Origin of the sequence: Streptomyces longisporus, from assembly GCF_039532765.1 — a bacterium.
Lineage (GTDB): Bacteria > Actinomycetota > Actinomycetes > Streptomycetales > Streptomycetaceae > Streptomyces > Streptomyces longisporus.
Genome location: NZ_BAAASG010000011.1, coordinates 338,121 through 361,253, shown reverse-complemented (window position 1 = coordinate 361,253; position 23,133 = coordinate 338,121). Strand labels below are relative to the sequence as shown.

At 69.5% G+C, this 23,133-nt stretch carries 21 protein-coding genes, 2 tRNA genes and 1 pseudogene; 9 read left to right on the top strand and 15 right to left on the bottom strand.

What is annotated here, in order from left to right:
- Positions 1-9 precede the first annotated feature (9 nt).
- Positions 10-969, bottom strand: coding sequence for a D-2-hydroxyacid dehydrogenase family protein (locus ABD355_RS24100; RefSeq protein ID WP_344402664.1), 960 nt, complete (start codon positions 967-969; stop codon positions 10-12).
- 195 nt (positions 970-1,164) lie between these two features.
- Here ABD355_RS24100 and ABD355_RS24095 point away from each other — a divergent pair, with 195 nt between their 5' ends.
- From ABD355_RS24095 to ABD355_RS24075, 5 genes are all read left to right on the top strand, one after another.
- Positions 1,165-1,443: a hypothetical protein gene (locus ABD355_RS24095; RefSeq protein ID WP_344402663.1), complete on the top strand. Its 279-nt coding sequence runs from the start codon at positions 1,165-1,167 to the stop codon at positions 1,441-1,443.
- A 47-nt stretch (positions 1,444-1,490) separates the two neighbouring features.
- Positions 1,491-1,853: a metalloregulator ArsR/SmtB family transcription factor gene (locus ABD355_RS24090; protein ID WP_115908095.1), complete on the top strand. Its 363-nt coding sequence runs from the start codon at positions 1,491-1,493 to the stop codon at positions 1,851-1,853.
- Positions 1,846-4,479 carry a magnesium-translocating P-type ATPase gene (gene mgtA / locus ABD355_RS24085; RefSeq protein WP_344402661.1) on the top strand — a complete coding sequence of 878 codons (2,634 nt, stop codon included), beginning with the start codon at positions 1,846-1,848 and terminating at the stop codon, positions 4,477-4,479. Before ABD355_RS24090 ends, mgtA begins: the two co-directional genes overlap by 8 nt.
- 33 nt (positions 4,480-4,512) lie before the next feature.
- Positions 4,513-4,800, top strand: coding sequence for a Sec-independent protein translocase subunit TatA (gene tatA / locus ABD355_RS24080; RefSeq protein WP_344402660.1), 288 nt, complete (start codon positions 4,513-4,515; stop codon positions 4,798-4,800).
- A gap of 165 nt (positions 4,801-4,965) precedes the next feature.
- Entirely contained in the window at positions 4,966-6,687 is a 1,722-nt protein-coding gene (locus ABD355_RS24075; protein ID WP_344402659.1) for an LCP family protein, read from the top strand.
- A gap of 87 nt (positions 6,688-6,774) precedes the next feature.
- Here the strand turns inward: ABD355_RS24075 and ABD355_RS24070 are convergent, their stop codons facing one another.
- Positions 6,775-7,173, bottom strand: coding sequence for a winged helix-turn-helix transcriptional regulator (locus ABD355_RS24070; RefSeq protein WP_344402658.1), 399 nt, complete (start codon positions 7,171-7,173; stop codon positions 6,775-6,777).
- A gap of 77 nt (positions 7,174-7,250) precedes the next feature.
- Between ABD355_RS24070 and ABD355_RS24065 the strand changes: the two genes are divergently transcribed.
- Complete coding sequence (locus ABD355_RS24065) at positions 7,251-8,174, top strand: zinc-binding dehydrogenase (RefSeq protein WP_344402656.1); 924 nt, start codon at positions 7,251-7,253, stop codon at positions 8,172-8,174.
- Positions 8,175-8,214: 40 nt separating this feature from the next.
- On the opposite strand, the gene ABD355_RS24060 is transcribed toward ABD355_RS24065, so the two are convergent.
- The 3 genes from ABD355_RS24060 to ABD355_RS24050 form a co-directional block, all read right to left on the bottom strand.
- A tRNA-Arg gene (locus ABD355_RS24060) sits at positions 8,215-8,296 on the bottom strand.
- A gap of 69 nt (positions 8,297-8,365) precedes the next feature.
- Entirely contained in the window at positions 8,366-8,563 is a 198-nt protein-coding gene (locus ABD355_RS24055; protein WP_344402655.1) for a hypothetical protein, read from the bottom strand.
- A gap of 473 nt (positions 8,564-9,036) precedes the next feature.
- Positions 9,037-9,834, bottom strand: coding sequence for an HAD family hydrolase (locus ABD355_RS24050; RefSeq protein WP_425585782.1), 798 nt, complete (start codon positions 9,832-9,834; stop codon positions 9,037-9,039).
- Positions 9,835-9,971: 137 nt separating this feature from the next.
- On the opposite strand from ABD355_RS24050, the gene ABD355_RS24045 reads away from it, so the two are divergent.
- Together ABD355_RS24045 and ABD355_RS24040 are read left to right on the top strand one after the other, a co-directional pair.
- Entirely contained in the window at positions 9,972-10,310 is a 339-nt protein-coding gene (locus ABD355_RS24045; protein WP_344402652.1) for a hypothetical protein, read from the top strand.
- Between the two features lie 60 nt (positions 10,311-10,370).
- The gene (locus ABD355_RS24040; RefSeq protein WP_344402650.1) at positions 10,371-10,649 is read left to right on the top strand and encodes a hypothetical protein; all 279 of its coding nucleotides are present in this window, start codon (positions 10,371-10,373) and stop codon (positions 10,647-10,649) included.
- 236 nt (positions 10,650-10,885) lie between these two features.
- Here ABD355_RS24040 and ABD355_RS24035 read toward each other — a convergent pair.
- Positions 10,886-10,950, bottom strand: a tRNA-Ser gene (locus tag ABD355_RS24035).
- A gap of 150 nt (positions 10,951-11,100) precedes the next feature.
- On the opposite strand from ABD355_RS24035, the pseudogene ABD355_RS24030 reads away from it, so the two are divergent.
- Positions 11,101-11,253: pseudogene (locus tag ABD355_RS24030) on the top strand (site-specific integrase); the annotation flags it as partial.
- 394 nt (positions 11,254-11,647) lie between these two features.
- Here the strand turns inward: ABD355_RS24030 and ABD355_RS24025 are convergent.
- The 9 genes from ABD355_RS24025 to ABD355_RS23985 all read right to left on the bottom strand — a co-directional run bounded on the left by ABD355_RS24025 (position 11,648) and on the right by ABD355_RS23985 (position 23,104).
- A complete protein-coding gene (locus tag ABD355_RS24025; protein ID WP_344402986.1) occupies positions 11,648-12,028 on the bottom strand; it encodes a VOC family protein in 381 nt (126 codons plus the stop codon).
- 5 nt (positions 12,029-12,033) lie between these two features.
- Entirely contained in the window at positions 12,034-12,759 is a 726-nt protein-coding gene (gene araD, locus ABD355_RS24020) for an L-ribulose-5-phosphate 4-epimerase AraD (protein WP_344402649.1), read from the bottom strand.
- Positions 12,760-12,773: 14 nt separating this feature from the next.
- The gene (araA, locus tag ABD355_RS24015) at positions 12,774-14,291 is read right to left on the bottom strand and encodes an L-arabinose isomerase (RefSeq protein WP_344402648.1); all 1,518 of its coding nucleotides are present in this window, start codon (positions 14,289-14,291) and stop codon (positions 12,774-12,776) included.
- Positions 14,292-14,313: 22 nt separating this feature from the next.
- Positions 14,314-15,969, bottom strand: a complete 1,656-nt coding sequence (araB, locus tag ABD355_RS24010; RefSeq protein ID WP_344402647.1) for a ribulokinase — start codon at positions 15,967-15,969, stop codon at positions 14,314-14,316.
- 94 nt (positions 15,970-16,063) lie between these two features.
- Positions 16,064-18,109, bottom strand: a complete 2,046-nt coding sequence (locus ABD355_RS24005) for an RICIN domain-containing protein (protein ID WP_344402646.1) — start codon at positions 18,107-18,109, stop codon at positions 16,064-16,066.
- A gap of 104 nt (positions 18,110-18,213) precedes the next feature.
- Positions 18,214-19,719 (bottom strand): arabinosylfuranosidase ArfA, encoded by a 1,506-nt coding sequence (gene arfA / locus ABD355_RS24000; RefSeq protein WP_344402644.1) that lies wholly within the window; start codon positions 19,717-19,719, stop codon positions 18,214-18,216.
- 57 nt (positions 19,720-19,776) lie between these two features.
- The gene (locus ABD355_RS23995) at positions 19,777-20,679 is read right to left on the bottom strand and encodes a carbohydrate ABC transporter permease (RefSeq protein WP_234311975.1); all 903 of its coding nucleotides are present in this window, start codon (positions 20,677-20,679) and stop codon (positions 19,777-19,779) included.
- Positions 20,676-21,659, bottom strand: a complete 984-nt coding sequence (locus ABD355_RS23990) for a carbohydrate ABC transporter permease (protein WP_344402643.1) — start codon at positions 21,657-21,659, stop codon at positions 20,676-20,678. Before ABD355_RS23990 ends, ABD355_RS23995 begins: the two co-directional genes overlap by 4 nt.
- A gap of 95 nt (positions 21,660-21,754) precedes the next feature.
- On the bottom strand, positions 21,755-23,104 hold the full coding sequence (locus tag ABD355_RS23985; protein ID WP_344402641.1) for an ABC transporter substrate-binding protein: 1,350 nt from the start codon (positions 23,102-23,104) through the stop codon (positions 21,755-21,757).
- Positions 23,105-23,133 lie beyond the last annotated feature (29 nt).

Sequence of the window (23,133 nt, the reverse complement as noted above, 5' to 3'; positions counted from 1 at the left end):
TCCCCCGTTTCAGCCCAGCCGGCGTACCGGAGCCCCGTCCAGGAAGGCCCGGATGTCCTCCACCGCCTCCCGGTAGTACGTCTCGTAGTTCGCCCGCGACACATAGCCGAGGTGCGGGGTGGCGAGCAGACGGGGAGCCGTGCGCATCGGGTGGTCGGCGGGGAGGGGCTCGATGTCGAAGACGTCGATGCCCGCGCCCGCGATCCGGCCCTCGTGCAGGGCGGCGAGCAGGGCGTCCTGGTCGACGATCGCGGCCCGGGAGGTGTTGATCAGATAGGCGGTGGGCTTGAGGAGGGCGAGCTCGGCCGGGCCGAGCAGGCCCCGGGTGCGCTCGCTCAGGGCCAGGTGGACGGAGACGTAGTCGCTGCCGGCCAGCAACTCCTCCTTGGAGGCGGCGAGTTCGACGCCCACCTCGTCGGCGTACTCCTTGGTGAGGTTCTGGCTCCAGGCGCTGACGTGCATGCCGAAGGCGGTGCCGACCCGGGCGACACGGCTGCCGATCTTGCCGAGGCCGAGCAGTCCCAGGCGGCGGCCGTGCAGGTCGTCGCCCACCGTCTGCTGCCAAGGGCCGCCGGACCGCAGGGAGTTGCTCTCCTCGACGATGCCGCGGGCGAGGCTGAGGAGCAGCGCCCAGGTCAGTTCGACGGGCGGGGTCGAGGTGCTCGCCGTGCCGCACACGGTGACGCCGTGCGCCTCGGCGGCGGCGTAGTCGATGACGCTGTTGCGCATGCCGGAGGCGACGAGCAGCTTCAGCCGGGGCAGGCGGGCGAGCAGTGAGGCCGGGAAGGGAACGCGCTCGCGCAGGGTGACGACGATGTCGAAGTCATGCAGAGCGGAGGCGAGTGCGTCCTCGGTGTCGAAGTGTTCGGCGAAGCTGACGGCATCCACCCGGTCGGCCACGGGTGACCAGTCGGCGAGCTCCGTCGCCACCTGCTGGAAGTCGTCGAGCACAGCACAGCGCAGCCGCACGGCGGGTCCCTTTCCTCGGTGGGGTCGGGTGGCAGGGCGTGATCAGCAATGGTCGCGCATGAGCGGATCCGCAAGCCACTCGAGCACACGTTGATCGAGTACGCGTAGATCAAGTAAGCCTTTAAAGATTGCGCAAGCCGAGAACCATTACACTCGCCACTCCATGCCGCAGGCGTCCATCCATCGGGGAGATACATGCGGTTCGTGTGTGTACGGGCGATGCTCGTGACCGGCGTGCCGGCCGTTGCCGCGGCCGTGTTCCTGTTCCTCGGGTTCGGGGCGGGCGCGTTCGCCGGGCGGCCCTACGTCGGCCAGGGGCTGATCACGGCAGGCCTGGTCGCCGGGGCGGTGGCCGCCGGGACGGCCGTCGGCGACGTCGCCTGGTTCCTGATGGCGGCCCGCGGCCGTTCCGAGCCGGACGACGCGGCGGCAGGCGGCACCGAGACGGAGGTCCGGGCACAGCCGGACACCTAGACTGGTCCGGCACGCGGTGCGGCTATCGGGTGGGACGGGAGAGGACTGTGGCGGCAGACATCGGGGGCTTCGAGGATCCGTCCGCCGAGGTACTGGCCGAGGCGGCCGCCGCCTTCGGACTGCTGGCCTCCTCGGCCCGGCTGCACCTGGTGTGGGCGCTGGCGCAGGGTGAGAGCGATGTCACCCACCTCGCCGACCGGGTGGGCGGGGCCCTGCCCGCGGTCAGCCAGCACCTGGCGAAGCTGAAGCTCGCCGGGCTCGTGCGGTCCCGGCGGGAGGGGCGGCGGCAGATCTACTTCGTCGACGATCCCGACGTCGTGACCGTGGTCCGGGTGATGGTGGGGCAGCTGGCTGCGCGTGCCGACGGGTCGTCCGCGTCCGTGCATGCGCTGCGCGGGGCCGGTGGCTGACAGCAGCGCGGCCCCGGAACCCGACCCCCAGACGTTCGATTCCGCGGGAGGGCCCGGACCGGTCGCCGATGCGGCGCAGGGCCCTTCGACCCTGCTGCAGACGCTGCGGCGGCTGGGCAGCGGGCCGCGCGGGCTGACGGAGGCGCAGGCCGAGGAGCGGCAGGCCCGCTTCGGGGCCAACATTCTGCCGACGCACCGGGAGGCCTCCTGGCCGAGGGTGCTGCTGCGCAGTCTGCGCGATCCGTTCACCGCCGTGCTGCTGTGCCTCGGGCTGGTGTCGGCGGCCGTCGCCTCCTGGGGCACCGCCTGTGTGATCCTCCTGCTGGTCGCCGTGAGCTGTGTGCTGCGCGCGTCCGGGGAGCACCGGGCCGGCCGGTCCATGGCCGCCCTGCGCAGCCTGGTCGCCACCACCGCCACCGTCCTGCGCCGCGCCGGGGAGGATCTGCCGCCGGACGCCCGGGAGATCCCGGTGGACGAGCTGGTGCCGGGCGATGTGATCCGGCTCGGACCCGGCGACCTGGTGCCCGCGGACGTACGACTACTGCGGGCGCAGGGCCTGACCGTGCATCAGGCCGTGCTCACGGGCGAGTCGGCCCCCGTGGCGAAGCACGCCGCCGACGGGGCGGGCACGGTGGCCGGGGGCCTGTTCGACCGGCCCGAGCTCTGTTTCCAGGGCAGCAGTGTCGCGTCCGGCAGCGCCACCGCGGTCGTCGTGGCGACCGGCTCGCGGACCCGGTTCGCCGCGGCGCACGGCCGTGGCGACGCCCGGCCCGAGGCCAGCGCCTTCGACCGGTCCGTGCACGGCATCTCCTGGATCCTCATCCGGTTCATGCTGCTGACCCCGCCGCTGGTCCTGATGGCCAATGCCGCGCTGCGCGACCGCGGTCTGGAGACGCTGCCGTACGCGGTGGCGGTGGCGGTCGGGCTGACGCCGGAGATGCTGCCGGTCATCGTCACCATGTGCCTGGCGCGCGGCGCCTCGCTGCTGGCCCGCAGCCACGGCGTGATCGTCAAGCGGCTGCCCGCGCTGCACGACCTCGGCGCCGTCGACGTGCTGTGCCTCGACAAGACCGGCACGCTCACCCAGGACCGGCCGGTCCTCCACCAGGCCCTCGGCCCGGGCGGCCGGGACGAGCCCGAGGTGCTGCACTGGGCCGCGGTGAACGCCTGGTGGACCCTGCAGCTCGCCGACCTGCCCGCCCCGGACGCCCTCGACGACGCCGTCCTGGATGCGGCCGACGAGGACGAGGTCATGGCGTACGACGGGGTGGCGGCCCTTCCGTTCGATCCGCTGCGCCGCCTTGCGACCGCCGTCGTGCGCACGCCGGGACGGCTGGGCACGCACACCCTGGTCGTCAAGGGGGCCGCCGAGGCCGTCCTGGAGCGTTGCGTACTGGAGGACGACGAGCGCGGGGAACTGCTCGCGCTCGCGGCACGGCACGCGGACGACGGGCTGCGGGTGCTGGCCGTCGCCACCGCGCAATGTCCCGCGCGGATCCGCGAGTACACGGCCGCCGACGAACGCGGCCTGGACTTCCAGGGCTTCGTCACCTTCAAGGACGCGCTCGCCCCCACCGCCGCCGAAGCGCTGAAGGTCCTCGCCGACCGGGGTGTCGCTGTGAGGATCCTCACCGGCGACCACCCGGGCACCGCCGTCCGGGCCTGCCGCGACCTGGGGATCGCCGTACCGCCGGACGGTGTCCTCACCGCCGACGCCATCGACCACCTCACCGACGCCGAACTCGCCGCGGCCGCCGCCCGCACCGTCGTCCTCGCCCGCTGCACCCCCGCGCACAAGGCCCGCTTCGCCGCCGCCCTGCGGGCCGGCGGGCACACCGTCGGCTACCTCGGCGACGGGGTCAACGACCTGCCCGCCCTGCGCGCGGCCGACGTCGGCATCGCACCGCGCGACGCCGTGGCCGTCGCCCGGGAGAGCGCCGACGTGGTCCTGGCCGACAAGGACCTCACCGCGATCGACCACAGCATCGCGGCCGGACGGTACTCGGGCGGCAACATCGCCACGTATCTGCGCATCACCCTCTCCTCCAACCTCGGCAACGTCATCGCGATGCTCGCGGCGGGCCTCCTGCTGCCCTTCCTGCCGATGCTGCCGGCCCAGGTGCTGGCGCAGAACCTGTGCTTCGACGCCGCCCAGCTGGCCTTCGCGCACGACCGGCCCCATCCGTCCGTGCTGCGCCGCCCCACGCTGCTGCGCCCGCGCGACCTGCTGCGCTTCATCATCGGCTTCGGCGTCCTCAACGCGGTCGCCGACCTGGCCACCTTCGGCGTGCTGGAGCTCGCCCTGCACGGGCCCGGGGGGCTGGACGACCGGGCGGTGTTCCACTCCGGCTGGTTCACCGAGAACCTGCTCACCCAGGCCCTGGTGATGGTCCTGCTGCGCACGGGGCGCCTCGCGGCGGGGCGCGGACCCGGGCCGATCGGCTGGGCGGCGGGCGCGCTGGCCGCCGTAGGGCTGCTGCTGCCGGTCTGTCCGCTCGGCTCGCTGCTCGGGCTGACGCCGCTGCCGCTGCTCTACTACCTTTTGCTGGCCGCGGTTCTCGCGCTGTACACCCTCGGACTGATGGCTGTCAGAAAGGCACCTTGGTTGTACAGTTGCGCAACGTAGCAACCATGCGAGAAGTGAGAAGGGGTGGGCGGGATGCTCCGCAACGGACTGGAACCCTGGCACCTGCTGGTCCTGGCAATCGTCATCATCTTGCTGTTCGGCTCCAAGAAGCTGCCCGAGGCCGCCCGCGGTCTCGGCAAGTCCATGCGCATCCTCAAGAGCGAGGCGAAGGCGATGAAGGAGGACGGCACCGCCCCGGCACCCGCCGCCCAGCCGCAGTCCGAGCCCGCGTCCGACGCTACGGCCGCCCGTGTCATCCAGTCCTCCCCGGGAGATGCCGCCTCGGCCCGTCCGGTCTCCGAGGACAGCACGGTTCGCTGAGCCGGAGAGGCGTGCCGGTACGGCGTACCGGGCCGGCGCAGGTGGGAGGTGTGACACAGCCCACCTGCGAACTGGATAACGCTTGCTATATTGCGCAATCAACCAACCCGAGGGGTGCGCCGTGGCGCCGTCGGTTGGCGTCGGCCACAGCGTAGGGAGTGGGAGTTGAGCGACCCCTGGGGTGGAAGTCGTGGCCATGCGGCCACCCGAGATCGTTCACCGAGCGTTCCCCGTCAGCGGGAGTCCGGTGACGGCACGTCCCGTCCACCGCAGGGCGGCCGGGCCGCGGCCCGGCAGGCGGCACGCTCACGGGGGCGCGGCGCGGGCCGCCGGGCCAAGCCCGTCGCCCGGCGCAGAAGGGTCGCCCGCATAGCCCTGTTCACGGTGGCGGCGCTGATCCTGGTCACCGCAGGAGCCGGTGCCTGGCTGTACGAGCATCTGAACGGCAACATCAAGAGCGTCGCGATCGACGACGGCGCCGGCGGGAAAGAGAAGGCCGACGCCTTCGGGCGGACCCCGATCAACATCCTGGTGATCGGCTCCGACGGCCGGAACAACGCGGCCGACTGCAAACTGGGCGGCGGCTGCGGCTCCGCGAGTTCGACCGTCGGGCACAACGCGGACGTGGAGATGGTGGTGCACGTCTCCGCCGACCGCTCCAACGCCACCGTGATGAGCGTCCCGCGCGACACCATGACCCACGTCCCCGCCTGCAAGGACCCGGACAGCACCCAGGCGACGTCCGGCTACTACGGGCAGATCAACAGTGCGCTCCAGTACGGCCCCGCGTGCCAGGTCAAAACCATTCACCAGCTCACCGGCATCACCATCGACCACTTCGTGATGCTCGACTTCGCCGGGGTGGTGAAGATGTCCGACGCGGTCGGCGGCGTCGACGTCTGCGTCAGCGACAACGTCTACGACACCTACTCCCATCTGAAGCTCGCCAAGGGAACCCACACCCTCCAGGGCGATGCGGCGCTGGAGTTCGTCCGCTCCCGGCACGGCTTCGGCGACGGCAGCGACCTGGGTCGTACCGTCTCCCAGCATCTCTTCCTCAGCGCCATGATCCGCAAGTTCAAGAGCGCGGGGACCCTGACGGACCCGACGAAGGTCTACTCCCTGGCGGACGCCGCCACCAAGGCGCTGACCGTGGACACCGGCCTGGGCAGCGTCAGCAAGCTCGTGAGCCTGGCGACCGATCTGAACAAGGTCCCGTCCAAGCGGATGACGTTCACCACGATGCAGACCGCGGCCGACCCCACCAACGCCGACCGGGTGGTCCCCGCGGCCGCCGCGAAGTCGTTGTTCGCGACCATCGAGAACGACCAGTCCCTGACCTCGGACAACGGCAAGAAGAAGACGTCCGCACCGTCCCCGTCCGCGTCGGCGGCGCCCACCGTGCCGGCCTCCGAGGTCGCCGTACAGGTCGAGAACGGCACCAGCACCGGCGGACGCGCCTCGGTGGTCGCACAGGCCCTCCTCACCAAGGGCTTCAGCTCGAACACCACCACGGGCAACGCCCCCGCGCTGTCGTCGAGGACGACGATCACCTACGGCCCCGGGCAGAAGGCCGAGGCGCAGACGGCGGCCTCCGCCCTCGGACTGCCCAGCTCGCACCTCACCCAGGGCAGCAGCAGCGGCGTGGTCCTCGTCATCGGCGCCGACTGGCCGAGCGGCACGGCGTACGGCTCCTCGGGCGGCTCGTCGGCCGCCGCCCCCGCCGACACGCACGCCGCGGTCGCCGACGCGCACGCCCAGACCGCCGACAAGGCCAAGACCTGCGCCAAGGTCAGCCCCTACAAGACGGTGCAGATCAACGGGGTGCCGATGACGCCGTCCCAGGCGTACGCGGCGGCGAGGGGCAAGGAGGACTCGGCGCCCTGATCGGTCCCCTCGCTGCATGAGACCGGCGGGTCCGGGGGGAAGCCGCAGCCGTGCAGGGCGGGCCGGCGGTGACGAAGGGGCAGCGGTTCAGTCGGTGTCGGGGCTCTGCTCCGCCGCGGTGTCGTAGGCGGCGCGGGCCTCGGCGATGGCGGAACGGTGCCGCTCGGCCCAGCCCACCAGCCCGGTCAGCGAGGCGTGGAGCTCCTGGGCCATGGGGGTGAGGCTGTACTCGACCTTGGGCGGCACGGTCGGATACACGGTGCGCACGAGGAGTCCGTCCCGCTCCAGCCGGCGCAGGTTGAGGGTGAGCATCCGCCGGCTGATGCCCTTGATGGCCCGTTCGAGCTCGGTGAAGCGAACCGGGCCGTGGGCGGCTGCGATCAGGATCCCGATGCTCCACTTGCCCGCCACGCGGTCGAGCACCTCGGTGACCGGGCAGGCTTCGTCTCTCAGCGCTTCGGTAACACGGGTGTGACTGCGTGACATGAAAGTTCCTCCTTCCGGCGACCAGCAAGGTTATCGATGATGACTGCTGTTACAAGTCGTGAACCAAGGGGAAAGACATGACAGTTCGTGCTCTCGTCGTCGATCCGTCCGCATCCGCGGCCGTCCGCCTCGCCGAGGTGCCCGACCCCGTGCCCGGGCCGGGCCAGGTCCTCGTGGACGTCTCCCACGCCTCGTTGAACTACGGCGACCTCAACGACGCCCGCTCCGGGCGCATCCCCGTGGGCGCGGTGCTCGGTTCGGACGCTGCCGGGGTGGTCGTTCGGGCCGCGGCCGACGGAACGGGCCCGGCGGTGGGCACCCGGGTGGTGGCGCTGACCGCGGGAGCGTTCGCCGAGCGCGTGGCGATCGACGTGGGTGCGCTCGCCGAGGTGCCGAAGGGACTGGAGCCGGCGCAGGCGGCGGCTCTGCCGGTCGCCGGAGTGGCCGCACTGCGCTCGCTGCGGGCCGCGGGGCTCGGACCGGACAAAAGGGTGCTGGTCACCGGGGCCTCCGGCGGGGTCGGCCGGTTCGCGGTCCAGCTGGCGGCGCAGGCCGGTGCCCATGTGATCGCGTCGGTGGGCTCGGCAGCCCGCGGAGAGGGGCTGACCGAGGCCGGCGCCGACGAGGTGCTGATCGGGCTGGAGGGTCTCCATCGACCGGTCGACGTGGTCATCGACAGCGTCGGCGGCTCTCAACTGGTCGCGGCATGGAACCTGCTCGCTCCCGGGGGCAGCGTGCAGAGCGTCGGCTGGACTTCCGGCGAACCGGCGGTCTTCGCGCCGTACGCGACCGTCGGCCCGGCCAAGACACTGACCTCCTTCGTCATCGAGGGCGAGGCCGGCGCGGACCTGGCCGTTCTCACCCAGCTGGCCGCTGAGGGACTCCTCCGGGTCGAGATCGGCTGGCAGGGCTCCTGGGACCACTTCGACGAGGCAGCCGAGGCCCTCCGCGGACGCCGCGTCTTCGGGAAGGCGGTCATGGCGCTGGGAACCCCGCTCTGACAGCAAAAGCGCCCTCCCGAAGGAGGGCGGAGACGGGGCACCCCCCCGGCAGGACTCGAACCTGCGGCCAAGCGCTTAGAGGGCGCCTCGCGTGTTTGCCTGCAACCGGCCACTGACCTGGGGCAGTTACCCGTTCTGCTGGCGGCTTGTCACCTGCCGTAGACACGCATTCGACAAGGCTCGGAGCCGGTTCACGGTCGCCGGTAGGCCGAGGGGTCGACACCCGCTTCCGGCGTCCTGCTGAAGGACACGTAGGCCGGGTGCTCAGGGTCTCCAACCTGCATGAGGGCGAAGAGATCAAGGTCATGGTTCGCGAATCTGTGCAGGTACTGGAGGAACAGCTCCAACTCGTCGTCCGACAGCCGCTCATCGTGCCGCTCGTTGCGCATGCGGTCACGATACGAGCGTAGGAGCTACGACCTGACGCGGACCCGTCCTGCTGGCGGTTGATGGGGATCTCAACCCCTCAAACTCCCCGAATCGTCGCCAGGCTGGTCCACTCACGATCATGATCGCGTTACGAGCCATTACGCCCATCTGGAAGAAACGCGATCGAGGAGTTCACCTCCGACAGTGCCGAGTAGGCCTTCTTCCGGTTCAGGTTCTTCATCGGTAGATCTTTTGACCTCGCCGTGCCTGCTTTCAGCTTCAGCGGTAGGTTTGGGTCGAGCACTTGCCCCTTCGGAGGCGGGTTTTTGCATAGCGACGGCCGATCCACCAGCCACTCCGATCGCGGCAAGCAGGACAGGGGTGGCGATCGAGATGGCGAAGACTCTACGTGCACGCATGGTTTCCCGCCTCGTCTAGGACACAGTCGCCACCAAGCTACCTCGCTGATCATTCCGAAAAACCGCTCAGCGAACTACTCACTCGTATGGCCGGCCGCCTTCACTATCTCCAGCAGAGGCGACAATGAGTCGACCACGTTCTCGGCGCCCGCGTTCCTCAGGAAGTTCGACTTGTCCTCGTTACGCGCGTAACCGAGGAACGGCACGCCGGCCTGGCGTGCGGCCTCTACGTCCGCGGATGAGTCGCCGATCATCAGGGCCTCGGACGGTGCTGCCCCCATGGCGCGCAGGGCGCGATTGAGACAGTGCGGATCGGGCTTGAGCTGACCGAGGTTGCGGGTACGGCCGTAGATGTGGGGCGCGAAGCAGGAGAGCAGTCCGCGGTTGGCCAGGTACTCGTGGATCATCCTGGCCGAGTTGTTGGCGGTGATGGCCAAGCGGCAGCCCACCGCCGTCCAGGTGCGGATCAACATATCGGCGAAGGGAGTGGGCATCGCGGTCGAAGCGGCCTTGATCTCCTCCGTGGTGAGACGTTCCTCCATCTCCGTCACCAGGTCGCTGCCCGGATGCCGGAGGTCCACGACACGCAGCAGTGCCTGCGGATCCTTGTACTTCCGCTCCTCGTCCGTCAGCACCCCGGACAACCCCCGGATCTCCAGCCACTCCACGAAGCTGTCGGCGATGTCCTCCGCCGCATGCCCCGCGAACAGCCGGCAGATGGGTCCGTCGAAGTCGAAGAGCACGAAACGGGCGCGGGTGATCAGTTCTCGCAAGTTCCCTGTCTCTACCGTCACCCGATCAGTCTGCGTCACAACAGAAGTCGCTAGAGCGTGTGTCAGGTCCCGAAGCAACTTGGCTGGGCGCCTGACCATGGGACGGTGGGCTCCTTACCTGCTGCGACGGTCCGCGTTGGTCGTGGGGCTGTTTTCGAATCCGATCGTCATGACGTGGTACAGCTCTGCGAGAGTGGGCGTTCAACGCCAACCGTCGACCGGAAGCACCGCGGGACGTGGTGACCATCCTCCGATGGGTTGAGCGGAACTCGCTCCCGGTCTCGGTCTGGGAGGACCCAGAGAAGGTCGGCGACGTCCTACGGGCCATCGACACCCGACTCGACGGCAAGCAGGCGGCGGCCTGGTCCCGCAAGCGGCATCGACGCATCCTCAACGTCGTCATGCATTACGCCATCCGGCGGCGCATCCTGCGCACCAACCCCCTGCCCAAGGGCAAGGAGGTGACGACCGCCACCAGGACGAGCAACGCCGTGGACAAGCGCAGCTTGATGAACCCCGACCAGGCGGCGGCCCTCCTCGACTGGATCCGCCGACGGCCCCGAGGCGGCAGGTGACTTCACGCCTTCTTCGCCACGCTGTACTACTGCGGACCGCGCCCCGAAGAGGCCGTCGCCATGTATGTGCGGGACGTCCACCATGAGCAGCGCGACCTCAAAGGCCGCGCCGAAGGGGACACGCGCACGGTTCCGGGCCATCCCGCCCTGACGCGCATCCTGCGGCAGCACATCGAGGACGAAGAACTCAAGCCGGGTGATCTCTTGTTCCAGGGCGAGAACGGCGGCATTCTCGCGGGCTCCGCGATCCGTCGGAGCCCAGGTGGCCGAGTGGGCCGGAAACAGCGTGCCGGTGCTCCTCGCCACATACGCCCGATGCGTCGATGGGCAACTTCCTGACTTGAAGAAGCGCGTCGAAGCCGCCGGAGACCTCCCCGAGCTGCCCGCCATTGATTGATCTTCGGCCAAGAACTTCGACACGTATTCGACACGGCGACCCGCAAAAACCCGGTGACAGCCGGACGGCCCCGGAGTCTGCCCTTGATCACAAAGAGGGCGCCCGGGGCTTCGCCGTGGTTACCTGGTATGTGCCCTGACCGGCAAAAACGCCCTCCCGAAGGAGGGCGGAGACTGGGCGCCCCCGGCAGGACTCGAACCTGCGGCCAAGCGCTTAGAAGGCGCTTGGCGAGGGCACGGGTGCTGTGCCTTTGACCTGCTCTTACGTGATGGCCTGAGCGGTAGTCAGTGAATCTTCCGGCGTTTTCGGGAAGGATCCCGCTGGTCCCGACTGCGGGGCCTATATGCAATGGTGCGACGATCTGCGTACAGCATCTGTGGCACGGGAGAGACGGTGCCCGCGGTCCTGCTGCTGCCGGCGGGGAAGGCGCTGACGGTCCGGACGGTGGCCGGTGCCTTCCTCGACTCGCTCGGAAATCCGAACACCGTCCGGAACTACGGGATCGCTGTCGGGAAGACCGTCGAGCGGATCGGGGAGCGTCGCCCGCACCGTCGCTCACGCAGAGCGGTCCCGGGCAAGGAGTCCGAGCCGAAGAGAGTGCCTTCCTGGAGAGAAGCCCAGGCTTGCGTCTTGCGGGCAGTTTTGCGCAGGGAAGTTGCCGTGTCTCGGATTGCGTCGCTCGGCGGGGCTCCTGTCGGTGGAGAGCTGTCAGCCGTCGTCGGAGTGTTGAGAGATCAGCGCCGCCGCCTCGGAGGACTGGCCGGCGCCGACCATCGTGTCCTTGATGGTGGCGCCGGAGCGGGTTGAGTGCGTGTGTCAGACCCTTGCGGCCGCCCGGGTAGAGCCACCCCTCCTCCCCGCCCTCTGAACCACGGTCCCCTCGCAGGTCCCGGCCGACCTGGGGGTGGGGGCAGGTCGCCCGAGACCGCACGAGTGCTCGTCAGGGCCAAACGTTGGCCTGTGCCCGGAAAGTATCGGTATCGCTCTCCACAGGTAGTACGCACAGCAGATGACCGCCAGGGACTCGTAGCACGCGGCACTCCTGCCACTGCGAAACCTGCTCGGCGCCCAGGGCGATCAAGCGCGCGGTTTCCGATTCGACGTCGTCGGTCTCGATGTCGAGGTGGATACGAGGTGCGTCGTCGATTGCCTGGACTGCGGTGATCAGTCCTGGCAGGGCCTGGTGGAGCGTGGTGAACTGCGGTGCCGGTGGAAACGGTTGGGCGGTCACACCGAGAGCCGCCGACCAGAAGTCCGCTGCCCGGGCAGCCTCGGCCTGGGGTGCGTCGATCAGTACGGCGTATACGCGGCTTCTGTGCATCGCCGTCACCGCATCGCCGTGGCGGCCGGATTGCCGTAGTAGGCGTAGGGGCCGTGCTTGCGGGTGTAGTGGCGGTTCAGGAGGTGAGGAGGTGGCGGTGTCGTCGGTGAGAGGGACATGGTGTGGAGGGCGATGTCGGCGACGGCCTCGCAGATGATGGCGTGTTCGAGGGACTTGCGGGCGGTGGCGCCCCAGGTGAAGGGGCCGTGGCCCGCGACGAGGGCGGCGGGGACCTCGACGGCCCGCTGGTCGTCGCCGTCGAGGAGGTCCACGATGACGTGGCCGGTGTTGTACTCGTAGTCCTTCGCGCACTCCTGCTCGGTGAGGTCGCGGGTGACGGGCACGGGTCCGTTGAAGGTGTCGGCGTGGGTGGTGCCGAGGACGGGTATCTCGCGGCGGGCCTGGGCGAAGGCGACCGCGTGGGTGGAGTGGGTGTGGGTGACGCCGCCGATGGAGGGGAACGCCAGGTAGAGGCAGCGGTGGGTCTCGGTGTCGGTGGAGGGGCGCAGGTCGCCCTCGACCACGGCGCCGTCGGACAGGCGGACCGTCACCAGGTCGTCGATGGTCAGGGCCTCGTAGGGGACCCCGGAGGGCTTGATGACGAACACGCCCGCCTCGCGGTCGATCCCGCTGACGTTTCCCCAGGTCAGAGTCGCCAGGCCGACCTGGGGGATGGCGAGGTTCGCCTCCAGTACCTCTCGGCGCAGGCCCTGGCGGACAACTGTGGTCATCGTGGTCTCCTTGGTCACAGAGCCTGGGCGAGGCGGTGGTAGGCGGCGTTCCAGCGGATCTCCTGGGCGAACCGCGCCGTGGTGGTGTTCTCGTCGATGGTGAGCAGTTCGACGCCGGTCATGGACGCGTAGTCGGTGAGCGTCTCCAGATCGACGGCGGAGCTGAGCACTGTGTGGTGCGGGCCGCCGGCGAGCAGCCAGCTCTCCGCCGATTCCGCCAGGGACGGACGCGGCTTCCACACGGCTCGGGCCACCGGCAGCCGGCGCAGCGGTTCGCTGGCGGCGACGACGTCGACGGCGTTGGCCGTCAGGCGGAAGCGGTCGCCGAGGTCGGAGAGGCCGACGACCACGGCGGGCCCTTCGGAGGCGTTGAAGACCAGACGGACCGGGTCCTCGCGGCCGCCGATGGACAGGGGGTGGATCTCGCAGCGCGGGCGGTCGGAGGCCACGGAGGGGCAGACCTCCAGCATGTGGGCGCCCAGGACACGCGGGGTGCCGGGGCCGAGGTGGTAGGTGTAGTCCTCCATGAAGGTGGTGCCGCCGGGGCGTCCGGCGCCCATGACCTTCATCGTGCGCAGCAGCGCCGAGGTCTTCCAGTCGCCCTCGCCGCCGAAGCCGTAGCCGTCGGCCATCAGCCGCTGGACGGCGATGCCGGGCAGCTGGCGCAGCCCGCCGAGGTCCTCGAAGTTGGTGGTGAAGGCGGTGAAGCCGCCGTCGGTGAGGAAGGCGCGCAGGCCGAGTTCGAGGCGGGCCGCGTACAGCAGCGAGTCGTGGCGGATGCCGCCGGGACGCAGGGCCGGGACGACGTCGTACGACTCCACGTACTCGTCGGCGAGTTCGGCCGCCGCCTTGTCCTCGACGTCGTCGACCACAGCGACCAGGTCGTTGACGGCATAGGTGTTGACGGAGAAGCCGAACCGCAGCTGGGCCTCCACCTTGTCGCCCTCGGTCACGGCGACGTCGCGCATGTTGTCGCCGAAGCGGGCGAGCCGGAGCGTGCGCGAGGCGTGGCGGCCGACGGCGGCCCGGGCCCAGGCGGCGACGCGCCCAATCACCCTCGGGTCGGTCGCGTGACCGGCGACGATCTTGCGGTCCACGCCGACGCGGGACTCGATGTGCCCGAACTCCCGGTCGCCGTGGGCGGCCTGGTTGAGGTTCATGAAGTCCATGTCGATGCTCGGCCAGGGCAGCGACAGGTTGTACTGCGTGTGCAGGTGCAGCAACGGCCGGTCCAGGGCGCTGAGTCCGGCGATCCACATCTTCGCCGGGGAGAAGGTGTGCATCCAGGCGATCACGCCGACGCAGGCGTCGGAGGCGCTCGCCTCCTGGCACATCCGGCGGATCGACTCGGCGTCGGTCAGGACCGGCTTCCACACGATCCTGACCGGGACCTTCCCGGGGCGGCCGAGGGTCTCGGCGATGCTCCGCGACTGCTCGGCCACCTGACGCAGGACGTCGTCGCCGTACAGGCCCTGGCTTCCGGTGAGGAACCAGATCTCCTGGCTGTCGTAGGGCCTTTCGGAAGTGGTCATGAGGGTTTCCCTTCACAGTGGGTCAGGCGGAGGCTTCCGCGCGGATGTGGCGCAGGCGGTGCATGACGTCGTTGGTGCCGCGGCCGAAGTAGTCGTGCAGCACGCGGTACTCGGAGTAGAGGCGCTCGTAGGACGCCGCTCGCTGCGGGTCCGGCAGGTAGGCCCGGCGGTGCACCTTGCCCATGGCGTGGGCCGCGGCGCGGATGTCGGGGTACGCCCCGGCGGCGACGGCGGCGTGCATCGCGGCGCCGAGGGCCGGACCCTGGGTGGAGCCGATGATGCTCAGGGGGCGGCGGGTGACGTCGGCGTAGATCTGCATGAGCAGGGCGTTCCTGGTCAGGCCGCCCGCGATGATCAGTTCCCGCACCGGTACGGCGGCGGACTCGAAGGCGTCGATGATGGTGCGGGTGCCGAAGGCGGTGGCCTCCAGCAGGGCGCGGTAGATGTCCTCGGGGCGGGTGGAGAGCGTCTGGCCGATCAGCAGGCCGCTGAGGTCGTGGTCGACCAGGACGGACCGGTTGCCGCTGTGCCAGTCGAGGGCGAGGAGACCGTGTTCGCCCACCTTCTGCCCGGCCGCGAGGGCGGTCAGGTACTCGTGCGGGGTCTGGCCGGCCGCGGCGGCGCGCTCCGCGTACTCGGCGGGCAGGCCCGTGCGGACGAACCAGCCGAAGATGTCGCCGACGCCGCTCTGCCCGGCCTCGTAACCCCACAGTCCGGGGAGGATGCCGCCGTCCACGACCCCGCACATGCCGGGCACGACACCCTGCTGGTCGGAGCTCATGACGTGGCAGGTGGAGGTGCCCATGATGGCGACCATCTGGCCGGGTTCCACGGCGACCGCCGCCGGGGCGGTGACATGGGCGTCGACGTTGCCGACGCAGACGGTGATGCCCTCCGGCAGCCCCGTCCAGGCGGCCGCCTCCGCCGTCAACGCCCCTGCTGCAGCACCTAGTTGGCCGATCGGGTGGTCCAGCTTGTCGGCCACGAAGCCGGCGAAGTCCGGGTGCAGCGCCGCCAGATACTCGGGTGACGGGTAACGCCCGTCCTGGTACTGACCCTTGTAGCCCGCCGTGCAGGCGTTGCGGACGTACGTCCCGCACAGCCGCCACACGATCCAGTCGGCCGCCTCCAGCCACCGCTCGGTGCGCCGGTAGACCTCGGGATCCTCCTCCAGCACCTGGAGGGCCTTGGCGAACTCCCACTCCGAGGAGATCTTCCCGCCGTACCGCTCAAGCCATGGCTCCTTCATCTCGGCGGCCAGCGCGTTGATCCGGTCGGCCTGACCCTGGGCGGCGTGGTGGCGCCACAGCTTGACGTAGGCGTGCGGACGGCCGGTGTACTCGGGGAGTTCGCACAGCGGGGTGCCGTCGGAGAGCGTCGGTAGGACCGTGCAGGCGGTGAAGTCGGTGCCGATGCCGATGACTTGTCCGCTCCGGACACCCGCGCGGGCGAGCGCCTCCGGTACGGCGTTGCGCAGCACGTCGACGTAGTCGGAAGGCACCTGCAGCGCCCAGTCGATAGGCAGCCGGGTGCCGTCCGGCAGTTCACGGTCCAGCACCGCGTGCGGATAGACATGCTCCGCCGATGCGAGCTCGGCGCCGTCGCGGACGCGGACGACCACGGCACGGCCGGACAGGGTTCCGAAGTCGACACCCACAACGCAGGGTTCTTCAGGCACGACGCCCCACCTCTCTTGTTCGGTATGACAGTCATCGTTCGAGATACTGGACGGAAGAATGGGGGCCCGGCCGTGACCGGGCCCCCGGGACAGGTCAGTTGACCCGGACGATCTGCCAGAGTTCGTCATCGGCACCGGTGTCCGTGGACTGGACGATCAGCGCACCGTTGGCGGTGGAGGCGGAGGCGACGTCCGCCACCAGGCCGCTCGCGGAGTTGACGAGCTTGAAGTAGCCGCCTCCCGCGTCCGTGAGCGTCCACTTCTGGGAACTCGCGCCGGAGGACGAGTTCTGGACGACGGCCGCCCCCGACGAGGTCGAGCCGTTGTTGTCCAGGAACAGACCGCTGTTGACGTTCTTCACGGTCCACGCCCCGCCGCTCTGCGCCGTGAAGGTCCACAGCTGGCAGTTGTTGGCGGTGTTCACCCACTGGCCGGCCTGCTTGCCCGTGGCGGTGGATGCGCCGGGGATCTCCATGAGCTCGCCGCTGTGCTTGTTGATCAGGCGGTACTGACCGGTGGCCAGGTTCGGCAGGGCGGTCTGGGTGAGGTTCCAGCGCTGGCAGGCGCAGCCGGTGTCGGACCACTGCCCGGCGGCCGTGCCGACGGTCGTGGACGCGCTGGGGATTTCTAGGAACTTGCCACTGTTCCGGTTGGTGGCGGTGAAGCCGCCCGCAGGGTTGGGGGCGACGGCCCACTCGTGGTCGAGGGTGCCGTTGTCGTCCCACTGCAGGACCTTGGCGCCGTTGGCGGTGGAGGCGTTCTGCACGCCCAGGAGCTTGCCGCTGGCCACGTTGAAGATCTTGAAGTAGCCCGACGGCTGCTGAACGAACTTCCACTGCTGGTCGGTGGCGTTGTCGGCGTTCTGCTGGGTCGCGAAGGTGCCGTTGGTGGTGGTGCCGCCGACGATGGTCAGCATCAGGTGGCTGTTGGCGTTGGACATGGTGTAGGTGGCACCGTCGGAGATGCCGCCCCCCAGGTCGATCGTGCCGTAGGTGACCGGGTTCTCAACGGTGTTGCTGACCACGCCCGCGCTGAAGATTTCCAGGCTGTGGCCGTCGGCGAGGGGTACCATGCCGCGGCTGTAGCCGCGGGGGACGGTGGAGGCGATCCGCGTCCAGGCGCCCGCCGCGCCGTTCTGCGTGTTCAGGAAGAGGTCGGTGGTGCTCTGGCCGCTGACCACCAGAGTGCCGTTGGGACCGCCCATGGGAAGCCAGGTGATGAACGGCGCGCTGGTGGGCACGTACCCGTCGGTGGACCTCAGGACGGTGCCGGTGACGGAGCCGAACGCCTCGGGGTCGGAGGAGATCTTGTAGTAGACCGCGAAGTTGGCTTCCGGTGCGCCCCCGTACTCGTACGTCATCACGTAGTTGCCGTTGGGCAGTTGCGCGACGACCGGCATGCCGGGGCGGTTGGTGTAGGTCGGCATGGCCACGTCGTCCACGACCGAGGACCAGGTGAGGCCGTCGGTGCTGGTCTGGTGGACAATCTTCTGAGCGTGGTTGGGGTCACGCTGGTCGGAGTAGTACACGATCAGCTTAGAGCCGGACACCATCAGGAACGGCTCCCACACCGGGGTCTGGCCGTTGGTGACGTCGGCCCTGCCGCCCTGGGCGATGCTGCTGACGAACGACCAGGTCGCGCCGTGGTCGGTGCTGGCGTACACGTCCAGCTCGGTCGAGGACAGGTCGTTCGGGATGGAGTTGCCCGCGGCGAGGATCGTGCCGGCCGGGAAGTTGCCGATCTGGGTGGGCAGTTCGTACAGGACCGGCTGGTAGCGCATGCCGAAGCCGTTGTGGGTGTCGCTGATGCTGGAGATCTGAGTCCAGCTGTTGCCGTTGTCGGTGCTGCGGTAGATCGGGAAGACGGGGGTGCCCGAGCTGTACTGCTCGAACGTGGCCAGCATGGTGCCGTTGGACGCACCGCTGTACTGCAGGCGCACGGCGCGCGGGTAGAGCGCGCCGGGCGACGGGGCGGTCGACGGTGAGGTGTACATCGTCTGGGTCGCGCGCGAGATCGCGTGCGCCTGGCCGGCGGCGGGGAGGACGAGGGCGACGGTGGCTGCGAGCAGGGCCAGCAGCAGCGTGATCGCCTGGGGTCGGGGTACGGCGCGGAGTCTTGCGCCTTCCCTGGTGGTGGACATGGGCGGCTCCCAAGGGATGTCCGGAAAGAAGGGGGTGGTGCGGGGCCCGCCGCTCCCGGGAGAAAAGGGGGGAGTCGGGAGCTGCGGGTGTCGGAGGGGGTGTGTCAGCCGGCGCGGCGCAGCCGGACGACGTTCCAGGAGACGGGCGGCAGGCTCGCGGTGAGGCGTCCGTCGGTGACCGAACCGGTGCCGGCGGTGTACGGGCGGACCCGATCGGGGTCGTCCTGAGTGTTGACGGCGCGCAGGTCCGGGTCGCTCAGCACCGAGTGCTCCACCGGGGTGTAACCGGGGAACGCCCGCAGGTCCAAGGTGAGTTCGACGTTGTCGCTCTGGTGCCGGTTGATCGCGAAGACGGTGAGCTCGTCGCCGTCGTGGGTGGCCACGGCGTCGACGACGGAGACCTCGCCGAAACGTTTCGTCTCGTACGTCGGCGCGACCGGCTCCACCCGCAGGACGGTGCCGCGGGCGTGCCGGGCCGCCTGGGCGAAGGGGTGGAAGGTGGTCTGCCGCCAGCTGGGACCGCCGGCTTCGCTGCGGATGGGGGCGATGACGTTGACGAGTTGGGCGAGGCAGGCGGCGGTGACGCGGTCGCTGTGCCGCAGCAGGCTGATCAGCAGCCCGCCGACGACGACGGCGTCGGCGACGTTGTACTCGTCCTCGATCACGCGCGGGGCGACGGCCCACTCCGTGGGCTTCTCCGCCGCCTCGAACCGGGTGTTGTACCAGACGTTCCACTCGTCGAACGAGAGGTTGATCCGCTTCTTGCGGCCCAGCTTGGCCCGTACGTGGTCGGCGGTGGCGACGACCGACTCCACGAAGTGGTCCATGTCGACGCCGGAGGCCAGGAAGCTGCCGAGATCGCCGTCGAGCTCCTCGTAGTAGGCGTGACAGGAGATGTAGTCGATCTGGTCGTAGGCTTCCTCCAGGACGGTGGCCTCCCAGGCGCCGAAGGTCGGCATCGAGGAGCTGGAGCTGCCGCAGGCGACCAGTTCGAGCTTCGGGTCGATCATGCGCATGGCCCGGGCGGCCTCGGCGGCGATACGGCCGTACTCCTGGGCGGTCTTGTGGCCGGTCTGCCAGGGGCCGTCCATCTCGTTGCCCAGGCACCACATGCGGATGCCGAAGGGGTCGGGGGCGCCGTTCTTGATCCGCTGGTCGGACCACGCGGTCCCACCCGGGTGGTTGCAGTACTCCAGCAGGTCCAGGGCCTCCGCGACGCCCCGGGTGCCGAGGTTGACGGCCATCATGGGCTCGACGTCGGCCTTCTCGGCCCAGCGGTGGAACTCGTGCAGACCGAAGGCGTTGGTCTCGGTGCTGTGCCAGGCGAGGTCGAGGCGGGTGGGGCGCTCGGCCGCCGGGCCGACGCTGTCCTCCCAGCGGAAGCCGGAGACGAAGTTGCCGCCGGGATAGCGCACGGCGGTCACGCCCAGCTCGCGCACGAGGTCCAGGACGTCACGGCGCAGGCCGTCCTCGTCTGCAAGGGGGTGGCCGGGTTCGTAGATGCCGGTGTAGACGCAGCGGCCCATGTGCTCGACGAACGAGCCGAAGGTACGGGGACTCACGTCGGCGACGCGGAAGGCGGGGTCGACGGTCAGGGATGCGTGCAGCATGAAGGTCGCTCCGGGAGGTGCACGAGATGAGGAGGGAGAACGGGCGGGCCCGTCAGGTCACTTGAGGCTTCCGACGGTCAACCCGCCGCGCCAGTACCGCTGGAGGAGGAGGAAGGTGACGATGAGCGGCAGGATCGCGACCAGGGATCCCGCGATGACGAGGGTGAACAGCGCGTTGGCGCCGGACTGGATCATCGCGCCCTCGTACCAGGACTGCAGGCCGACGGTGAGTGGGAACAGCTTGTCGTTGTTGAGCATGACCAGCGGCAGGAAGAAGTTGTTCCAGGTGCCGACCATGGAGAACAGCAGCACGGTGACGAGCGCCGGCTTCAGGGTGGGCAGCGCCACCGACCACAGCACGCGCATCTCGCCGGCCCCGTCCATGCGGGCCGCCTCCAGCAGCTCGTCCGGCAGGGACTCCTGCACGTACACCCGCACCAGGTAGACGCCGAAGGGGTTGAGCAGCTGGGGCAGGATGACCGCCCACATGGTGTTGGTCAGCTCGACCTTGCTCAGCAGCAGGTAGGTGGGGATGGCCAGGGCGGTGGCGGGCACCATGATGGCGCCGAGGAGGCTGGAGAAGAGCAGGTTGCGGCCGGGGAAGCGGTACTTGGCGAAGGCGTAGCCCGCGAGGGTCGCCACGGCGGTGGCGCCCACCCCGCTCACGCCTGCGTAGACGGCGGTGTTGCCCATCCAGCGCAGGTACTCGCCGTCGTTGTAGGTGAACAGCTGCTGGAGGTTGGTGAAGAAGGAGCCCGGCGAGTGGAACCACAGGGCTGCGGTGGAGAACAGCGCGTCGTTGTCCTTGGTGGCGGCGACGACCAGCCACCAGAACGGCATCAGGAAGTAGAGGATCATCGCCACCATCACCACGTTGACGGTGACGCGGCCACGGGCGCCGGACTCGCGGCGGGCGGCCGGGGCGGTGACGGCGGGGGCGGGGGCTGCGGCGGTCGTCACTTCAGTCCGCTCCTTTTGCGTGTGGCGAACAGGAAGAGGTAGGAGCCGATGAAGACCACCGCTCCGAGGGAGAAGGAGATGGCGGCGGAGTAGTTGAACTCCGAGTACTGGAACGCCAGGTTGTAGGCGTAGAGGTTCGGCGTGTAGTCCGGGGTGATCACCGAGGACGCGGTCTTCTCCAGGACCCGCGGCTCGGTGAAGAACTGCAGGGTGCCGATGATGGTGAACATCAGCGCGAGCACCACCGCCGAGGAGATCATCGGGATCTTGATGCGCAGGGCCGTCTGGATCTGACCGGCACCGTCGAGCTTCGCCGCCTCGTAGACCTCGCGGGGCAGGCCCTGCAGAGCGGCGTACAGGACGATCATGTTGTAGCCGGTCCACTGCCAGGTCACGATGTTGCCGAGCGAGGTCAGCATCAGGGTGTGCGAAAGCAGGTCGACCTTGCCCAGCCCCAGCGAGTTGCTGATCGCGTTCACCGGGCCGAAGGTCGGGCTGTACAGGAAGCCCCACATCAGCGCGCCGATCACCGCGGGCACGGCGTACGGCATGAACAGGGTCATCCGGAAGACCTTGGCGAGCTTGCTGGTCACCTCGTCGATGATCAGTGCGCCGAGCAGGGCGAAGCCGAGCATCACCGGGATCTGCAACACACCGAAGACGGCCACCCTGCGCACGCCGGACAGGAAGTGCGGGTCGGTGAAGGTCTGCTGGTAGTTGGCGAACCAGCTGAAGTGGTCGCCGCCGACCAGGGTGGAGGTCCTGAGGCTGAGCCAGAAGGCGTAGCCCAGCGGGGCCACCAGGAAGGCCAGGAAGAGCAGGAGGAACGGGCTGATCAGCAGCAGGCCCATGCCCTTGTGCCGGGTGCGGGCGGACAGCCCGCCGGTGCGCCGGCCCCCCACGGGCGCGCGAGGCCCCTTCGCGGGGGCGGCACTTGGCGGCGCCGTCACGGTGGATCCCTGCTGTCGGAGCAGGCTCATCACATCTCCTTGCGGTCGTGCGGCCCCCGCCGGCGGCGGACGTGCCAGGCGCGGGGCGCCGGCGGGGGCGGTGGTGACTGGGGGACTCGGGCCGGTTACTTGCTGACCTTGAATCCCTGCTTGGCCGCGTAGGAGGTCACCTGGCTCTGGACGTTGTCGTTCACGGCGGACCAGTCGCTCTGGCCCTGGAGGGCCTTGCCCACCTCACTGGTGTCGGTGTTGTAGGCGAAGTCCTGGAACGGGCTCCAGTCGAAGCTGCCGATTCCGTTCGCGGCGGGTACGAACACCTTGTTGATCTGCTGGCCGCCGAAGAAGTCGTACTTCTTTTCCCCGAAGTACGAGCCGTTGAGGATCGGCTTGGACAGCGGGAAGAGGTACGCCTGGTCGATGCCGATCTTCCAGGCGGCCTGCGAGGTGCCGAAGAGCTCCCGGGCGACCTCGGTGGCCTCCTTGGGGTGCTGGGTCTGCGAGGTCACGGAGAAGCTCGAACCGCCCCAGTCACCCTGGGCGTTGCCACCCGCCGTCCACTGCGGCAGCGGGGCCACGCGCCACTTGCCCGCGGTCGCCTTCGCGACGCTGGAGAGGTAGCCCGGACCCCAGCCGGCCGCGATGTAGGTGGCGTACTTGCCGGTGCTGAGGCCGTTGTAGAAGTCCGTGGTGGCGTACGACTGGGTGTCGACCAGCTTGTTCTTGACCAGGTCGCCCCAGTAGTCGTACACCTTCTTGGCGCCGGCGTCGTTCAGGTTGACCCCGATGTTCGGCAGCTTGCTCGCCGAGTAGGTGTAGGGGCGGGAGCCGGCCTGCCACATGAGGCCCTGGCGCCAGCCGCCGGCCGTCTCGTCGCTGCCGAAGTCGGTCATGAACGCCTGCGGGTCGGCCTTGTGCAGCTTGGCGGCCTCCTCCTTGTACTCCGCCCAGGTCGTCGGGACCTTCAGCTTGTACTTCTTGAAGAGGTCGGCCCGGTACATCATCGCCATCGGACCGCCGTCGACCGGGATGGCGTAGACATGGTCGCCGTCCGAAGCCTGCTTCCACGCCCAGTCCACGTAGTTTCCCTTGTCCGCGGTCGCGCCGTACTTGCCCATGTCCAGCAGGCCCTTGCTGAGCTGGATGGTCGGCAGCTCCTGGAACTCCAGCATGACGACGTCCGGGGCGCCCTGGCCCGCCTTCAGTGCGGTCTTCAGCTTGGTGTACTCGTCCTGGCCCACACCAGCCTGCACCCAGTCGACCTGAACGTCCTTGTGGGTCTTGTTGAACTCCGCGACGACCTGCTTGAACTGTGGGTACCAGGCCCACACCTTGATGTGCACGGGGCCGCTCTGCGTACCGCCGGAGCCGCTGGTGCCGCCGGAGCCGCAGGCTGCGAGGAGAACGCCGGCGAGGGCGGCGGAGGTGGCCGCGACCGCGGTACGGCGCAGGGAACGGGGCTTTCTGGTGGACGACATGGGCTTTCTCCTGGGTGAGGTGCCTGAGA